Below are 15,550 nucleotides of genomic sequence, written 5' to 3'. Positions count from 1 at the left end.
GTCCATACATGTTAAAGGTTTTGTAAATGTTTTGAAAACTATAACCGCACATTGCGTTAATGAAAGGCAATAGGGAAAAGAAAAACTCCACTTTTAACTTATTAATGATTACTATTCTCATTATCAAAAAGGCAATGCCATGACGTTGCCAGCCGGAAGCAATGTCAGCAGTACCCCCAATTTTCAAAAAAGGAATTGTTATGTCTTTACGCCATCTGTGCTCGCCACGCCTGAGTACGTCTCTGCTGTCTGCCGCTTTACTGTTTGCCGGAACCTTCCAGGCGCATGCCGCCGAAGAGATGCTGCGTAAAGCGGTGGGTAAGGGTGCCTATGAAATGGCGGTCAGCCAGCAGGAGAACGCGCTGTGGGTTGCGACGTCGCAAAGCCGTAAACTCGACAAGGGTGGCGTTATCTATCGCCTCGATCCTGCCACGCTGGAGGTGACGCAGGCCATTCATAGCGATCTCAAACCGTTTGGCGCCACCCTTGACGGCGCGACGCAAACCCTGTGGCTGGGTAATACGATCAACGGCGCGGTGACGGCCATTGATGCGAAAACGGGCGACGTGAAAGGGCGTCTGGTGCTTGATAGCCGCCAGCGCAGTGAAACCGTCAAGCCGCTGCAGCCGCGCCAGCTGGTGGCGGATGACGCGAGCAACACGATTTACATCACCGGTGTCGGCAAAGAGAGCGTGATTTGGGTCGTGGATGGCGCAACGCTGAAGCTGAAAGAGACCATTGCCAATACCGGCACGTACAGCACCGGTCTGGCGCTGGATGCGAAGGGGAAACGCCTCTACACCACCAATGCTGACGGCGAGCTGGTCACCATTGATACCGCCACCAACAAAATCCTGAGCCGTAAAAAAGTGCAGGACGATGGAAAAGAGCACTTCTACCTGAACCTGAGCCTGGACACCGCCGGTCAGCGCGCGTTCCTGACCGATTCAAAACAGCCGGAAGTGCTGGCGGTGAGCCTGAAAGACGGCAGCGTGATCGAGAAAATCGCCGCGCCTGAATCGCTGGCCGTTCTGTTTAACCCGGCGCGCAATGAAGCCTACGTGACGCACCGCGAGGCCGGCAAGGTGAGCGTGATCGACGCGAAAACCTACAAAGTGACCAAAACGTTCGATACGCCGGTCTATCCGAACAGCCTGGCGCTCTCGGCGGATGGCAAAACGCTCTACGTGACGGTGAAGCAGAAATCTACCCGCCAGCAGGAAGCGACCCAGCCTGACGACGTGATTCGTATCGCGCTGTAATATAAAAAAAGGGAAGGCATATGCCTTCCCTTTTTAATGCTTTTTTGATGCTTAACGCGAGGTCTCTTCCACCAGCGGCGCGTCGTGTTTTTCATCGTCTGGATGAACCGGCGCGGTGCTGTGAATTTCGTGAACGCGCTTACGCACGCCGAACCAGCCAGCGATCAGCAGCACGGCCAGCAGCGGGATGGTGGCAATGGTATAGGTGCCGTTCGGGTAGTCGAACGCCATCAGCACCAGCACGCTGAACAGGAAGAGCAGGGTGAGCCAGGAGGTCACCGGCGCGCCCGGCAGCTTGAAACTGATATCTGCGGCTTTACCTTCTTTAATGGCTTTACGCAGACGCATCTGGCAGACCACGATAAAGGCCCAGGAGGCGATAATCCCCAGCGCGGCCACGTTCAGAACGATCTCGAAGACCTGAGACGGCACCAGATAGTTCAGGAATACGCCGAAGACGTACACCACCAGCGTGGCCAGAATGCCCGCGTAAGGTACGTGCTGCTTGCTCATCTTCGACATGAACTTCGGCGCGGAACCGCCCATCGACATGGAGCGCAGGATACGGCCGGTAGAGTAAAGACCGGAGTTCAGGCTGGAGAGCGCCGCCGTCAGCACCACGATGTTCATGATGCTGCCCACGTAAGGCACGCCGAGCTTCGAGAAGAAGGTGACGAACGGGCTCTGGCCGGCCTGATAGGCGTTCCACGGCAGCAGCAGAACCAGCAGCACCACGGAGCCGACGTAGAACAGACCGATACGCCAGATCACGCTGTTAATGGCTTTTGGCACCATAGTCTGCGGATCTTTACATTCGCCCGCAGCGGTACCGACCAGCTCGATAGAGGCAAAGGCAAACACCACGCCCTGAACCAGCACCAGCGCAGGCAGCAGACCGTGCGGGAAGAAGCCGCCGTTATCGGTTATCAGGTGGAAGCCGGTAGCATTGCCATCCAGCGGCTTGCCGCTGCCGAGGAAGACGGTACCGACCACCAGGAAAATCACAATGGCGAGCACTTTGACCAGCGCAAACCAGAACTCCATCTCGGCGAACCACTTCACGCCGATCATGTTCATGGTGCCGACGATCGCCAGCGCGCCAAGGGCAAACACCCACTGCGGCACATCACCGAACGCGCCCCAGTAGTGCATATAGAGCGCAACGGCGGTGATATCGACGATACCGGTCATTGCCCAGTTGACGAAGTACATCCAGCCTGCCACGTAGGCGGCTTTTTCACCGAGGAATTCTCGGGCGTAAGAGACGAAGCTTCCGCTGGAAGGGCGATGCAGTACCAGTTCACCCAGCGCGCGAAGAATGAAGAAGGAGAAAATCCCGCACACCAGATAAACCAGGGCGAGAGCCGGGCCCGCCATCTGCAGACGCGCGCCAGCACCTAAAAACAGACCCGTTCCAATAGCGCCGCCGATGGCGATCATTTGAACCTGACGGTTGCCCATCGCTTTGTGGTAGCCCTCTTCGTGGGAGTTCAACCAGCGACGTTTCGCAGCATGATGATCGGCTGCGCTTTTATTGCTTGTTTTCATTGAGTTACCTGTTTGCCTGTCTGAACCATTATCGTGATAGTCCTGCCTGGCAGAATGCAATACAAACGATTGCTTCTGCGCAAACACATGCCGCCTTCCCAGTCATTCTGCGTATGGATAAGGCGAAACATGGCGAGGCATCCTACCTGCAATTCATAAGCGACGCAAAATATAACCGTGCCGAAAGTGATGCAGGTCGAAGGAAATCGTGTGGTCAGAGCAGACAAGGATTACAACGCGCTGAATCGTGGCGATTTTTTAGTCAAAACAATTATTGAAGTGCTGCTTTAATCATCAGAATCCCTTAATAATTACATAGGGGTAGAGCGCCAGCCTGCTGCGCCTCACTGGCGTTTCATTAACAAAACTAAAACGATATGATGCGATCCGTTTTCTTCAGCAGGGTCAGGCGGAACGGTGAAAATTAATATTATCGGTACCAGCGGAAGTGGAAAAAGTACGCTTGCCAGACGCATCGCGACGGAGCTGTCGCTCCCGTATATTGAGATGGACAGGCTGTACTGGCGCCCTGACTGGCAGGGGACACCGGACGAAGTGCTGCTAGACACGCTGGAGGATACGCTCGCTGCCACGCCCGGCTGGGTGCTTGACGGCAACTACAATCGCACGCGCCCGGTGAAGTGGCGTGATGTGGATATGGTCGTGTGGGTCGACTGCGGATTCACCCGCACGCTCCGGCAGGCGGTCACGCGCGCATTCAAACGCGCATGGCACCGGCAGGAGCTTTGGCCCGGCACCGGAAACCGCGAAAGCTTCCGCCGCTCATTTTTCAGCCGGGAGTCCATCATCATCTGGACAATTAAAACGTGGCGCAGCAACCGCAAACGTTACGAAGCTGACATGCAAAACCCGCAATACCGCCATATCCAGTTTGTCCGCATCACCCGTCGTCAGGAGGCGGATGCGCTGATTTCATCGCTAAAATCACACCGTTAGCAGGGTTATGCTTTTCTGTTTTCCGGGAAACCAAATGTAAATTAATTGTTTCTCAGTGGTGAAATGCGCCTTTAATAATGTCGCCATGTTAAGTCAAACGAGAACGCAACATGTCATGGCGAATCAGCATTCTGGATAAAAGCCCCATCGCTGAAAATGAAACGGCTGCCGATGCGCTGGCGCGGACGTTAGCGCTGGCGCAACAGGCAGAAAATCTGGGCTATCACCGCTTCTGGATTGCCGAACACCACAACACTCCCCATCTTGCCAGCCCGTCGCCGGAGCTGCTGATTGCCTGGATCCTCGGGCAAACCACGCGCATCCGCGTCGGATCCGGCGGTGTGATGCTCCAGCACTACAGCCCCTATAAAGTCGCTGAAAACTTCAACGTGCTGGCCGCGCTGGCGCCCGGTCGCGTGGATCTGGGCGTCGGGAAAGCCCCCGGCGGGCTGCCGCTCTCGACCCGCGCGCTGCAGCAGGGGCTGCATCAATATGAAAAAGGCAGCTTTGCCGAACAGCTGGCCCAGCTCGATCGCTGGATCCGCCCTGAACGTCAGTCTGCGGAGGAAGCCGTGCGCGCCACGCCGCTGCCGCCGGTACCTGCCCAGGGCTTTCTGCTGGGCGCCAGCACCGAAAGCGCGCTGCTCGCCGCATCGCTCGACTGGCACTTCGTCTTTGCCGCGCACCTGAACGGCGACCCGGAACTGCTGCGTGAGGTGGTATCAACCTGGCGTAAGAACAGCGCGCGGGAGGTGATTGTGGCGGTGCAGTCGATTGTCGCACGGACCCATGCCGAGGCGGACGCGCTGGCGCAGAAGGTCGAAGTGTGGGGCGTTGAGCTGGCAAACGGCCAGCGCGTGACCGTCGCCAGCGAGGAACAGGCCTACGCCTTTGCCCGTCAGGCGGGGAGCGAGCCGGTGCGCATTGCCCGTCGGGCGCAGTCGCTGCTGGCGGGCACGGCTGAGTCGGTGCTGGAACAGCTCAATGCCCTGCATGAGCAGTGGGGCATTGACGAATTTATCATCGACACGCCGGTCGCGGAGGGGGCAGCGCGCGTCCAGTCCCTGCGTTTGCTGGCCGAGGCGCGTCTTAACAGGGAGGTCACCGTATGAGCTTCGGCGAACAGCTGATTGCCTGGCGCCGCGAGCTGCACCGGAACCCGGAGCTGTCCGGCCAGGAAGTGGAGACCACCGCCCGCCTGCGCCAGTGGCTGACGGATGCCGGAATTCCCCCTCAGCCCTACGACCTGCCGACCGGGCTGGTGGCGGAAATCGGGGCCGGTGACAAACTGATTGCGCTGCGGGCAGACATTGATGCCCTGCCAATTGAGGAGCGCAGCGGCGTACCGTTTAGCTCGCAGCATGCAGGCGTGATGCACGCCTGCGGACACGATATCCACACCAGCGTGATCCTCGGCGCCGCGTTAAAGCTCAAAGAGCGCGAAGCCTCGCTCAACGGCCGGGTGCGGATCCTGTTCCAGCCTGCCGAAGAGAACTTTGGCGGGGCGAAGAGCATGGTGCGCGCGGGGGCCCTCCGTGACGTCCGCGCCATCTTCGGTATGCACAACGAGCCCGGCCTGCCGGTCGGTGAGTTCGCCACCCGCGGCGGGCCGTTCTATGCCAACGTCGACCGCTTCGTAATCCGCATTACCGGCAAAGGCGCGCACGCCGCGCGTCCTCACGAAGGCAACGACGCTATTGTGCTGGCGAGCCAGCTGGTGACGGCGCTGCAGAGCGTCGCCAGCCGCAACGTCAACACGCTGGATTCGGTGGTGCTGAGCGTAACGCGCATTGCCGGGGGGAATACCTGGAACGTGCTGCCGGAAAGCGTCGAGCTGGAAGGCACGCTGCGCACCCACCGCCTGGAGGTGCAGCAGAACGTGAAGGCTCGCGTGGGCGAAATCGCCGCCGGGTTTGCCAGCGCCTTCAGCGCGCAGATTGATATTACCTGGTATGCCGGGCCCACCGCGCTGGTGAACGACGAGCGCTGGGCCGATTTTGCCACCTCGGTTGCCCGTGAGGCGGGGTATGAAACCCGACACGCGGAGCTGCATATGGGTGGGGAAGATTTCGCGGTTTATTTGCAGTCCGTTCCCGGCGCGTTTGTCAGCATCGGCAGCAATAGCCCGTTTGGTTTACACCACCCGGCATTTAATCCGGACGAAGCATTAATTGAGCCCGCTGCCCGCTATTTCGCCCAGCTTGCGGAAAAAGCGCTGCAACACGTTTAATTCTGGAGAGGTAAATATGTCTGCACATCGTCAACTGCGGCTCGGGACCATTTTGCACGGTGCGTCCGGAAATATGTCCGCCTGGCGTCATCCAGCGGCGGTCGCGGATGCCAGCATTAATTTTGAATTTGTAAAAGAGACGGCGTTAAAAGCGGAGGAGGGCAAGCTCGATTTTTTATTTGTTGCCGACGGTCTTTATATCAATGAGAAATCCATTCCGCATTTTTTAAACCGCTTTGAGCCGTTAACGGTATTATCCGCGCTGGCAAGCATCACCTCGCGTCTGGGGCTGGTGGGAACCTTATCCACCTCCTACAGCGAGCCCTTTACCACGGCACGCCAGTTCGCCAGCCTCGATCACCTGAGCAACGGGCGCGCGGGCTGGAACGTGGTGACCTCGCCGCTGGAAGGCTCGGCGAAGAACTTTTCCCGCGAAAAACACCCGGAGCATGCCCTGCGCTACCGCATTGCCGATGAGTATCTCGACGTGGTTAAAGGGCTGTGGGATTCCTGGGAAGGCGACGCGTTCATCCGCAACAAAGAGAGCGGGCAGTTTTTTGACCCGGCTAAACTTCACGCCCTGAATCACCACGGTGACTTCTTCAAGGTCGCCGGGCCGCTGAATATTGGCCGCACCCCGCAGGGGCGTCCGATTGTTTTTCAGGCGGGCGCGTCGGACGACGGGAAAAAGCTGGCGGCAAAACATGCCGACGCCATTTTTACCCATCACGAAACCTTCGAAGAAGCGAAAGCGTTTTACCGCGACGTGAAGCAGCAGCTGGAAACAAACGGCCGCCGCGCGTCAGATTTACATATTTTCCAGGGCGTCAGTGTGATTGTGGGCAAGGACGCCGACGATGTGGAAAACCAGTATCAAACCACCGCGGCGCTGGTGTCGATCAACGATGCCCTCAACTACCTCGGACGTTATTTTGAGCATCACGATTTCAGCCAGTACCCGCTCGACGAGCCGTTCCCGGATATCGGTGACCTGGGCAAAAACAGCTTCCGCAGTACCACCGATGAAATTAAGCGTAACGCCCACGAGCGCGGCTTAACCCTGCGTCAGGTGGCGCTGGAGGCCGCTTCGCCGCGCCCGCGCTTTTCCGGTACGCCGGAAGAGGTGGCCGATGGTCTGCAGGCCTGGTTTGAAGGCTATGCCGCAGACGGCTTCATCATTCAGGGCGGTACGCCGGAAACCTTTCCGCGCTTTGTTGACCAGGTGGTGCCCGTTTTACAGGCCCGCGGCCTGTTCCGCACCGACTACCCGGGCACCACGCTGCGCGAGAGTCTGGGCTTAGACCAACCGAAAAACCAGTTCACACAACAATAAAAGAGAACTTCGCTATGCAGAAAACAACGCTTATTCTGGCGCTCGCGCTGGCCTTTACCCCTGCCGTCTGGGCAGATAATGTGAACATCAACGGCACCGGCGTGAGTATCGAAGCCAACAAAACGCCGATCAACACCGCCAAAAACAGCGATGCCGTGGCGCAGCTGCCGAAAGATTATCGCTTTGCCGTGCCGGGGAAATTTACCGTGGCGGTGGCGGGCCTCAATCAACCGCCGCTGACGGTGTTTTCCGACGACAACAAAACGCTGCTCGGCAGCGAGGTTGACGTCGCCCGTCTGGTGGCCGACAGCCTCGGGCTGGAGCTGAACGTGGTGCCAACCTCCTGGGAAGACTGGCCGCTGGGCGTGGCGTCCGGAAAATACGATGCGGCCATCAGCAACATTACCGTTACCAAAGCGCGCAAGGAGAAGTTTGATTTTGCCACCTACCGTAAGGACTCCCTCGGTTTCTACGTGAAATCGACCAGCCCGATCGAATCGCTTCAGAAGGCAGAGGATATCGCCGGGCTGCGGATTATCGTTGGTTCCGGGACCAATCAGGAGGCCATCCTGCTGGCATGGAATGCCGAAAACCTTAAGAAGGGGCTGAAACCGTTTACGCCGATCTACACCAAAGACGATGCGGCGCAAACGCTGGCGCTCCAGTCCGGGCGCGCGGATGCCTACTTTGGCCCGAACGTGATTGGCGCATGGAAGGCGGCGCTGACCGGGAAAACCAAGCTGGTCGGCAGCGTCGACGGCGGCTGGCCGAAGGCGGCGCACATTGCGGTGACGCTGAAAAAAGGCAGCGGCCTGGTTGAGCCGGTGCAAACCGCGCTGAACGGCGTAATCAAAAACGGCGATTACGACAAAGTGCTCAACCGCTGGGGGGAGGGCGTTGAGCGCATTCCGCAGTCAGAAGTGAACCCGGCGGGGCTGGGTGACTGAGGAGGCGCTATGCGTGAACAATTTCGTGACGTCTCGCCGGAAGATGCCGAACTCCAGCCCGTTATCGAGGGGCTGTTCGGTGAGTACGCCGCGCGCTACGGGGACTACTTTTCCAAAGATGCCGAGGTGGAGCTCACCGAGTGGTACTTAGCGCCGCAGGGGCTGTTTATCGTGCTGGAGCGCGACGGGAAGATTATCGCCACCGGCGCGTACAAGCCCTTCGACGAACGCACCGCGGAAATCAAACGCATCTGGACGGACAAAACCCTGCGTCAGCAGGGGCTTGCCGGGCGCGTGGTGCAGGAGCTGGAGCGCAGGGCGGTGCTGGCAGGCTACAGCCAGATCTACCTGACAACCGGTTTTCGCCAGCCCGAAGCGGTGCGGCTGTACCTCAGCCAGGGCTACCAGCCGCAGTTCGATCTTAACCGGGATCCGGAAGAGTACAGCCAGCCGCCGTTTGACGGTCGGCTGCGCTTCACTAAAACGCTGGTGCGCGAAGCGTTCAGTAAAACCGCATAAGGAACGACGATGAGCAACGTTGAAACCATTAAGGTGGTCCCGGCGCGTTACCCGCTGCGGGCCGTCGGCGCCGCGGTGGCGCTGTTTATACTGGCGGTCGTGGTTCAGTCCGTGGCCTTTAACCCGCGCTGGGAGTGGGCGGTGTTCGCCCGCTGGTTCTTTGACCCGGCGATCCTCGAAGGCGTAGGGCAGACGCTGCTGCTGACCCTGATCGGCACCGCCCTGAGCGTGGTGTTGGGCGGCGTGCTGGCGCTGGCGAGACTGTCCTCGTCATGGCTGCTGAGCAGCCTGGCGTGGGGCTACATCTGGCTGTTTCGCTCCCTGCCGCTGATCGTGGTGCTGATCGTTCTCTACAACTTTTCCTATCTCTACGACACGCTTTCTCTCGGCGTGCCGTTCACCGGCATCACCTGGGGCAGCTTTGAAACCATCAACGTGCTGGGGCAGTTCTCCACCGCCGTGGTGGGATTAACCCTGGTGCAGAGCGCCTATACCGCCGAGATCATTCGCGGTGGATTCCTCGGGGTCGATCACGGGCAGTATGAAGCGGCTGCCGCGCTCGGCCTGCCGGCCTGGCGACGTACGGTGCGGATAATTCTGCCTCAGGCGCTGCGCACCATTCTGCCGTCCGGGTTTAATGAAATCATCAGCCTCGCCAAGGGCACGGCGATGGTCTACGTCCTGGCGATGCCGGAGCTGTTCTACACCATTCAGATGATCTACAACCGCACGCAGGAGGTTATCCCGCTGCTGATGGTCGGTGCCGCATGGTATCTGGCCATTACTACCGTCCTGTCGGCCATTCAGTATATGGTCGAGCGCGCGCTTGCCCGCAGCGAACGCCGCTCTGCGGTTAATCATAACCGTGTCGCCCGTCGCACCCGTTCCGTCACTACCACGCCAGCACAGGAGCCTATCCATGCAAGCCTCTCCTGAAGGACATATCTCGATCACCGGCGTCAGCAAGTATTTTGGTCGCCATAAGGCGCTCGACAACGTCTCGCTTGAGATCCCGCCGGGGTCCGTGACGGTGATCCTCGGGCCGTCCGGCTCCGGTAAATCGACGCTGCTGCGCACCATTAATCATCTGGAGCGCGTCGACGAGGGCTTTATCCAGATAGACGGGGATTACATTGGCTACCGTCGTCAGGGCGACAGGCTTTATGAGCTGAAGGAGAAGGAGATCCTCAGGCAGCGCGTCAACGTGGGCTATGTGTTTCAGAACTTCAATCTCTTTCCCCATCTGACGGTGCTGGAAAACCTGATTGAGGCGCCCATCGCGCATAAAAAGCTCGGCAAAAAAGAGGCGGTGGAGAGGGCCTACAGCCTGCTGGACGTGGTTGGGCTGCGGGATAAAGCGGATGCCTGGTCCCGCCACCTTTCAGGCGGCCAGCAGCAGCGTATCGCGATTGCCCGCGCGCTGGCGCTGCGCCCCCGCGTGATGCTGTTTGACGAGCCGACCTCTGCGCTGGATCCGGAGCTGGTGGGCGAAGTGCTGGACGTGATTAAAAAGCTCGCCCGGTCCGGCACCACGCTGGTGGTGGTCACCCATGAGATCGGCTTTGCCCGTGAAGTGGCGGATCAGGTGGTGTTTATGGTCGACGGAAAAATCGTGGAGCAGGGCAGCAGCGACGAGGTATTGAACCGCCCGTCGCACCCGCGAACGCGCCAGTTCCTCTCCAAAGTGCTGTAAGGAGCGCCGATGAAACAGGCGGTCTACCCGCCTGGGATAACCTGCTCATGGTGCTCTACACTTAGGGTTTTTATCCCTGAGGGGGCAACATGATGAAACTCTATGGCGTACCCGGCTGGGGCTCGGCGATCGGTGAAGTGATGCTCACCCTGGCAGATATCCCTTATCAGTTTGTGAACGTGGACGGGTTTGACCAGCCCGGCCCGCAGCGCGAGCTGCTGCAAAAGCTCAATCCGCTGTGTCAGGTGCCAACCCTGGAGCTTGAAAATGGCGCGATCGTGACCGAAACGGCGGCGATTGCCCTGATGGTGCTCGACCGCTGTCCCGATCTTGCCCCGCCCGTGGGGCAGGCTGAGCGCCAGCAGTTTCAGCGTCTGCTTATCTGGTTCGTGGCGAACGTCTATCCCACCTTTACTTACGCCGACTATCCGGAACGCTGGGTGCCCGATGCGCCGGAACAGCTGCAGAAAAACTGCATTGAATACCGGAAATCCCTCTATCTGTGGTTTGAAAATCAGCTCAAGGCCGACCCTTTTGCGCTGGGTGAACGGCTGACGCTGCTGGATGTATATATAGCGGTGGCGCGCACATGGGGGCCTCGCCATGAGTGGTTTGCGACGAATACGCCGAAGCTTACGGCGATTGCGGATACCGTGTGTCAGCTGCCGGAACTGCACAAGGTGTTAAAGGCAAACAACATTATCTGATAACGTGGAATGCTCATACATAACAGGAAGCCTGCATATGCCACACGTAGATATCAAATGTTTTCCCCGCGATCTTAACGACGAGCAAAAAACCTCGCTGGCGGCAGATATCGCCGAGGTGATTATTCGCCATTTCAACAGCAAAGACGGTTCAGTATCGGTTGCTTTGAACCAGGTGAACCCGGAAGACTGGAAAGCCCAGGTATGGGATACCGAAATAGGACCGAAGCTGGACGAGTTAATTAAAAAGCCCGGGTATTCGATGTAATTTTTTTGCCGGGTAGGGTCGTTGTCTTGCCCGGCATCTCCTGCCTCTCATACCTTCATTTCGCAAAAAACGATAAAAATGAGTTTTATCTTATCCGTTACACTTAATGTTTCTGACTGACATTTAATAAATCCTTAGGAAAGATCTCCAGCAGAATCAATTAAGGACAGCAACGTTAAAGGATAATTTTCTCATGACAAAATTACCCCGGTTTTCACCCGCCTTTTTCCACCCTCGCTACTGGCTAAGCTGGACAGGCATCGCCGCGCTGTGGCTCATCATGCTGCTGCCTTACCCGGTGCTGTACAGACTGGGACACAGCCTGGGGCGGTTAGCCATGCGTCTGCTGCCTCGCCGCGTCGAGATTGCCCGCCGCAACCTGGAACTTTGCTTTCCGCAGATGAAAGCAGAGGAGCGTGAATCTTTGCTGCAGCGTAATTTTGAGTCCGTGGGGATGGGGGTAATCGAAACCGGTATGGCGTGGTTCTGGCCCGAGCGGCGGGTGCGGAAATGCTTTACCGTGCGCGGCTATGAGCACATGGAAAAAGCCAGGGAGCAGGGAAAGGGTGTGGTGCTGGTGGGGATGCATTTTTTGACGCTTGAACTGGGCGCGCGGATATTTGGCATGCTCAACCCCGGTATTGGGGTGTATCGTCCAAACAATAATGCGCTGCTGGACTGGCTACAAACGCGCGGGCGTCTGCGTTCTAATAAGACCATGCTGGATCGCCATGATTTAAAGGGCATGATCCGCGCCCTGAAGCAGAATGAAATTCTGTGGTATGCCCCGGATCATGACTATGGCAAAGCCAACAGCGTGTTTGCGCCGTTTTTTGCGGTTCCGGATGCCGCCACGACCGCTGGAAGCTATATGCTGGTCAAAAGCGCGAAACCTGCCGTGATTCCGTTCGTGCCGCGCCGCAGGGCGGACGGTACCGGATACGAGCTGATTGTTCTTGAAGATATCAGCGCTTCATTGCAGGGCGCGGATAAAGAGTCTGTCGCAACCCAGATGAACCGGGCGATCGAGCGCGCGGTGCTGATGGCGCCGGAGCAGTATATGTGGCTGCACCGTCGCTTCAAAACGCGCCCTGAAGGCCAGCCGGACAGGTATGCCCGCCGCAAGCGCGCGGCATCGCGGGTGGATATCCTCTCCGCCGACGACCTTTCTGACCGCTCGGGGGTTCAGCACTAAAAAGCGGCTCTCATCTCTTGCCGGGTGGCGTTGCGCTTGCCCGGCTAACAATAAGCTGTATTTTTCATTTTCCTGCTGTCAGCAGTATCTCCATCAGCCCCGGAAAGCGGGCATCCAGATCGTCTCTTCGCAATGAAATCATATTCTCCCGCCCCTGAGGGCGCTGCCAGATGACGCCGCTGTCGCGCAACACGCGCCAGTGATGGGTCATCGTTGACTTCACCACGTCGTCCGGGCGCAGCGCGTTACAGCTGAGTTCGCTGCCATCGGCGAGCCGGCGAATAATCGAGAGGCGAAGCGGGTTGCCGAGGGCAAAGAGCACATTTTCCAGCAGTATTTGTTCAGTTTCAGGGTGGTTTGGGATCATCGTTTTCCTGCGCGTGATGTCAGATTGAGCTATATCAACAATAGGTCAACCGTTAAAAAATAGTTCGATAATACTCGTACAATGGGACTATTATAGCAAACGAACGAATGCACGACCATCCCGGTCGTCACAGACAAGTCATGAGACTTAAGGAAATATCATGCCCCGACCCATCCCTCTCGAACGTTATCGCAACATCGGTATCTCCGCGCATATCGATGCCGGTAAAACCACCACCACTGAGCGCATCCTGTTTTATACCGGGATGAGCCACAAGCTGGGTGAAGTACATGATGGCGCGGCAACCACTGACTGGATGGCGCAGGAGCAGGAGCGCGGGATCACGATTACCTCCGCGGCGGTCAGCTGCTTCTGGCCGGGCATGGACAGAGGGTTTGAACCGCACCGGATCAACATCATCGACACCCCGGGGCACGTGGACTTCACCATTGAGGTGGAACGTTCCATGCGCGTGCTCGACGGTGCCGTGATGGTGTATGACTCCGTGGGCGGCGTGCAGCCGCAGTCGGAAACCGTCTGGCGTCAGGCCAATAAATATCACGTTCCGCGGCTGGCCTTCGTCAACAAAATGGACCGTCCGGGTGCCGATTTCTTCCGCGTGGTGCGGATGATGCAGGAGCGCCTGAAGGCCAATCCGGTGCCGATTGTCATCCCGGTGGGTGCCGAAGATCGTTTCACCGGCGTGGTCGATCTCATCAAGATGCGCACCATTTTGTGGGACGACGCCACGCAGGGCATGGCGTTCAGCTATGCGCCCGTGCCGGACGATTTAGTCAGTACCGCCCAGGAGTGGCGGGAAAAAATGGTCTCCGCGGCGGCGGAAGCCAGCGATGAGCTGATGGATAAGTACCTGGAGACGGGCGACCTGACGGAGGCGGAAATTATCCAGGGGCTGCGCATTCGCACCATCTCGGGCGAAATCCAGCCGATGCTGTGCGGCAGCGCCTTTAAAAACAAAGGCGTGCAGCGCATGCTGGATGCGGTGATTGAACTGATGCCGTCCCCGCTGGACGTGCCGGCCATTGACGGCGTGGATGAAAAAGGGCAGCACGCGGAGCGTCATCCAAGCGATGACGAACCGTTCTCGGCGCTGGCGTTCAAGCTGATGAGCGACCCGTACGTCGGGCAACTGACCTTTATCCGGGTCTACTCTGGCGTGCTGCGCAAAGGCGACGCGGTGTATAACCCGGTAAAAGAGAAGAAAGAGCGCATCGGGCGTATCGTGCTGATGCACGCCAACGATCGCCACGAGGTGGACGAACTGCGCGCGGGGGATATCGCGGCCTGCGTGGGGCTGAAGGACGTGACCACCGGCGACACGCTCACCGATCCGAACGCCGTGATCACGCTTGAGCGCATGGAGTTCCCGGACCCGGTTATCTCGTTGGCGATCGAGCCGAAAACCAAAGGCGATCAGGAGAAAATGGGGATCGCGCTGCAGCGTCTGGCGGCGGAAGATCCGTCGTTCCGCCTGCATACTGACGAAGAGTCCGGCCAGACCATTATCTCCGGGATGGGTGAGCTACATCTTGAGATCATCGTCGACCGCATGAAGCGTGAGTTTGGCGTCGAGGCGAATATCGGTCGCCCGCAGGTGACGTACCGCGAAACCCTGCGCAAGGCGGTGAAGGATATCGAAGGCAAATTTGTCCGGCAGTCCGGTGGTAAAGGGCAGTACGGCCATGTGGTCCTAAGCCTGGAGCCGCTGGAGCCCGGAAGTGGCTTTAAATTTGAAGATGCCACCAAGGGCGGCGTGGTGCCGCGCGAGTATATCCCGTCCGTTGAGAAAGGGCTGCGGGAGGCGATGAACAGCGGGGTGCTGGCGGGCTATCCGGTGGTCGACGTCAAAGCGACGCTGACGTTTGGCTCGTACCACGACGTCGACTCCTCGGAGATGGCGTTCCGCATGGCGGCGATCCTCGGCTTCAAGGAGGGCGCTCGCAGGGCGGATCCGTTTATTCTTGAGCCGATCATGCACGTGGAGGTGGAAACGCCGGAAGAGTACGCCGGGAACATCATGGGCGATCTCTCTTCCCGCCGCGGCATGGTGCAGGGGATGGCGGAGCAGTACGGCAGTCAGATTATTCGCGCTGACGTACCGCTGGCGGAGATGTTTGGTTACGCCACCACGCTGCGCTCGATGTCCCAGGGACGCGCGACGTATACGATGGAGTTCCATCATTTTGCGGAAGCACCGCGGAATGTTGCGGATGAGATTATTTCACGGCGTGCGAAGTAATACGGTCACTCTCTGAGGGGTCCCCATAAAATAATGCGAGCAGTGAATCATCCCCTCGCCCCTTTGGGGAGAGGGTTAGGGTGAGGGGAACATACGGCAGTGGTGGTCATTCCGTTCACTTTATGTTCCTTGCTACTCTGTGATTCTTCTACCAGTGAACGTGCCAGGGCGGCTCAATCGCCGCCGCCCTGGCAACCCGGGCTCCCGGCGGTAAATCGCCGCTTCGGGTAGAAAAATTACTCGGGAACCCTCAGCCCCCAGGGG

Annotated in this window: 13 protein-coding genes and 1 pseudogene; 12 read left to right on the top strand and 2 right to left on the bottom strand. The window is 58.4% G+C overall.

Going from position 1 to position 15,550, the window contains the following annotated elements:
• The first annotated feature begins 200 nt into the window (after positions 1-200).
• Positions 201-1,262: a YncE family protein gene (locus tag USG84_RS06030; RefSeq protein WP_151413683.1), complete on the top strand. Its 1,062-nt coding sequence runs from the start codon at positions 201-203 to the stop codon at positions 1,260-1,262.
• A 51-nt stretch (positions 1,263-1,313) separates the two neighbouring features.
• On the opposite strand, the gene ansP is transcribed toward USG84_RS06030, so the two are convergent.
• Complete coding sequence (gene ansP, locus USG84_RS06025) at positions 1,314-2,810, bottom strand: L-asparagine permease (RefSeq protein WP_028013287.1); 1,497 nt, start codon at positions 2,808-2,810, stop codon at positions 1,314-1,316.
• Positions 2,811-3,227: 417 nt separating this feature from the next.
• Between ansP and USG84_RS06020 the strand changes: the two genes are divergently transcribed.
• The 10 genes and pseudogenes from USG84_RS06020 to USG84_RS05975 all read left to right on the top strand — a co-directional run bounded on the left by USG84_RS06020 (position 3,228) and on the right by USG84_RS05975 (position 12,659).
• On the top strand, positions 3,228-3,767 hold the full coding sequence (locus tag USG84_RS06020; RefSeq protein ID WP_253542136.1) for an AAA family ATPase: 540 nt from the start codon (positions 3,228-3,230) through the stop codon (positions 3,765-3,767).
• 110 nt (positions 3,768-3,877) lie between these two features.
• Positions 3,878-4,879, top strand: coding sequence for an LLM class flavin-dependent oxidoreductase (locus USG84_RS06015; RefSeq protein WP_253542134.1), 1,002 nt, complete (start codon positions 3,878-3,880; stop codon positions 4,877-4,879).
• Positions 4,876-5,997, top strand: a complete 1,122-nt coding sequence (locus USG84_RS06010; RefSeq protein WP_151413684.1) for an amidohydrolase — start codon at positions 4,876-4,878, stop codon at positions 5,995-5,997. Before USG84_RS06015 ends, USG84_RS06010 begins: the two co-directional genes overlap by 4 nt.
• Before the next feature lie 16 nt (positions 5,998-6,013).
• Positions 6,014-8,277 (top strand): annotated as a pseudogene (locus USG84_RS06005) (NtaA/DmoA family FMN-dependent monooxygenase).
• A 9-nt stretch (positions 8,278-8,286) separates the two neighbouring features.
• The gene (locus USG84_RS06000) at positions 8,287-8,796 is read left to right on the top strand and encodes a GNAT family N-acetyltransferase (protein WP_080329221.1); all 510 of its coding nucleotides are present in this window, start codon (positions 8,287-8,289) and stop codon (positions 8,794-8,796) included.
• A 9-nt stretch (positions 8,797-8,805) separates the two neighbouring features.
• Positions 8,806-9,732: an amino acid ABC transporter permease gene (locus tag USG84_RS05995; protein ID WP_320738208.1), complete on the top strand. Its 927-nt coding sequence runs from the start codon at positions 8,806-8,808 to the stop codon at positions 9,730-9,732.
• Complete coding sequence (locus tag USG84_RS05990; RefSeq protein WP_151413687.1) at positions 9,716-10,489, top strand: amino acid ABC transporter ATP-binding protein; 774 nt, start codon at positions 9,716-9,718, stop codon at positions 10,487-10,489. Before USG84_RS05995 ends, USG84_RS05990 begins: the two co-directional genes overlap by 17 nt.
• Before the next feature lie 89 nt (positions 10,490-10,578).
• Positions 10,579-11,196 (top strand): glutathione S-transferase family protein, encoded by a 618-nt coding sequence (locus USG84_RS05985; protein ID WP_061098114.1) that lies wholly within the window; start codon positions 10,579-10,581, stop codon positions 11,194-11,196.
• 37 nt (positions 11,197-11,233) lie between these two features.
• A complete protein-coding gene (gene pptA / locus USG84_RS05980; RefSeq protein WP_151413688.1) occupies positions 11,234-11,464 on the top strand; it encodes a tautomerase PptA in 231 nt (76 codons plus the stop codon).
• A 193-nt stretch (positions 11,465-11,657) separates the two neighbouring features.
• Positions 11,658-12,659, top strand: a complete 1,002-nt coding sequence (locus tag USG84_RS05975; RefSeq protein WP_151413689.1) for a Kdo(2)-lipid IV(A) acyltransferase — start codon at positions 11,658-11,660, stop codon at positions 12,657-12,659.
• Between the two features lie 64 nt (positions 12,660-12,723).
• Here USG84_RS05975 and USG84_RS05970 read toward each other — a convergent pair whose 3' ends face one another.
• Positions 12,724-13,026, bottom strand: a complete 303-nt coding sequence (locus USG84_RS05970) for an ArsR/SmtB family transcription factor (protein WP_061098116.1) — start codon at positions 13,024-13,026, stop codon at positions 12,724-12,726.
• A gap of 160 nt (positions 13,027-13,186) precedes the next feature.
• Here USG84_RS05970 and fusA point away from each other — a divergent pair, with 160 nt between their 5' ends.
• On the top strand, positions 13,187-15,286 hold the full coding sequence (gene fusA / locus USG84_RS05965) for an elongation factor G (protein ID WP_320738207.1): 2,100 nt from the start codon (positions 13,187-13,189) through the stop codon (positions 15,284-15,286).
• Positions 15,287-15,550: the final 264 nt, after the last annotated feature.

It is taken from the genome of Enterobacter sp. 168J2, from assembly GCF_034107265.1.
Classification (GTDB): Bacteria; Pseudomonadota; Gammaproteobacteria; order Enterobacterales; family Enterobacteriaceae; genus Enterobacter; species Enterobacter nematophilus.
This window is presented reverse-complemented; position numbering and strand designations above follow the sequence as displayed.

Coding starts and splice junctions, on each gene's coding strand:
- USG84_RS05985 (WP_061098114.1), top strand. CDS start 10,579: ATGATGAAACTCTATGGCGTACCCGGCTGGGGCTCGGCGATCGGTGAA.
- USG84_RS05975 (WP_151413689.1), top strand. CDS start 11,658: ATGACAAAATTACCCCGGTTTTCACCCGCCTTTTTCCACCCTCGCTAC.
- ansP (WP_028013287.1), bottom strand. CDS start 2,810: ATGAAAACAAGCAATAAAAGCGCAGCCGATCATCATGCTGCGAAACGT.
- USG84_RS06030 (WP_151413683.1), top strand. CDS start 201: ATGTCTTTACGCCATCTGTGCTCGCCACGCCTGAGTACGTCTCTGCTG.
- USG84_RS06010 (WP_151413684.1), top strand. CDS start 4,876: ATGAGCTTCGGCGAACAGCTGATTGCCTGGCGCCGCGAGCTGCACCGG.
- USG84_RS05995 (WP_320738208.1), top strand. CDS start 8,806: ATGAGCAACGTTGAAACCATTAAGGTGGTCCCGGCGCGTTACCCGCTG.
- fusA (WP_320738207.1), top strand. CDS start 13,187: ATGCCCCGACCCATCCCTCTCGAACGTTATCGCAACATCGGTATCTCC.
- USG84_RS06000 (WP_080329221.1), top strand. CDS start 8,287: ATGCGTGAACAATTTCGTGACGTCTCGCCGGAAGATGCCGAACTCCAG.
- pptA (WP_151413688.1), top strand. CDS start 11,234: ATGCCACACGTAGATATCAAATGTTTTCCCCGCGATCTTAACGACGAG.
- USG84_RS05970 (WP_061098116.1), bottom strand. CDS start 13,026: ATGATCCCAAACCACCCTGAAACTGAACAAATACTGCTGGAAAATGTG.
- USG84_RS05990 (WP_151413687.1), top strand. CDS start 9,716: ATGCAAGCCTCTCCTGAAGGACATATCTCGATCACCGGCGTCAGCAAG.
- USG84_RS06015 (WP_253542134.1), top strand. CDS start 3,878: ATGTCATGGCGAATCAGCATTCTGGATAAAAGCCCCATCGCTGAAAAT.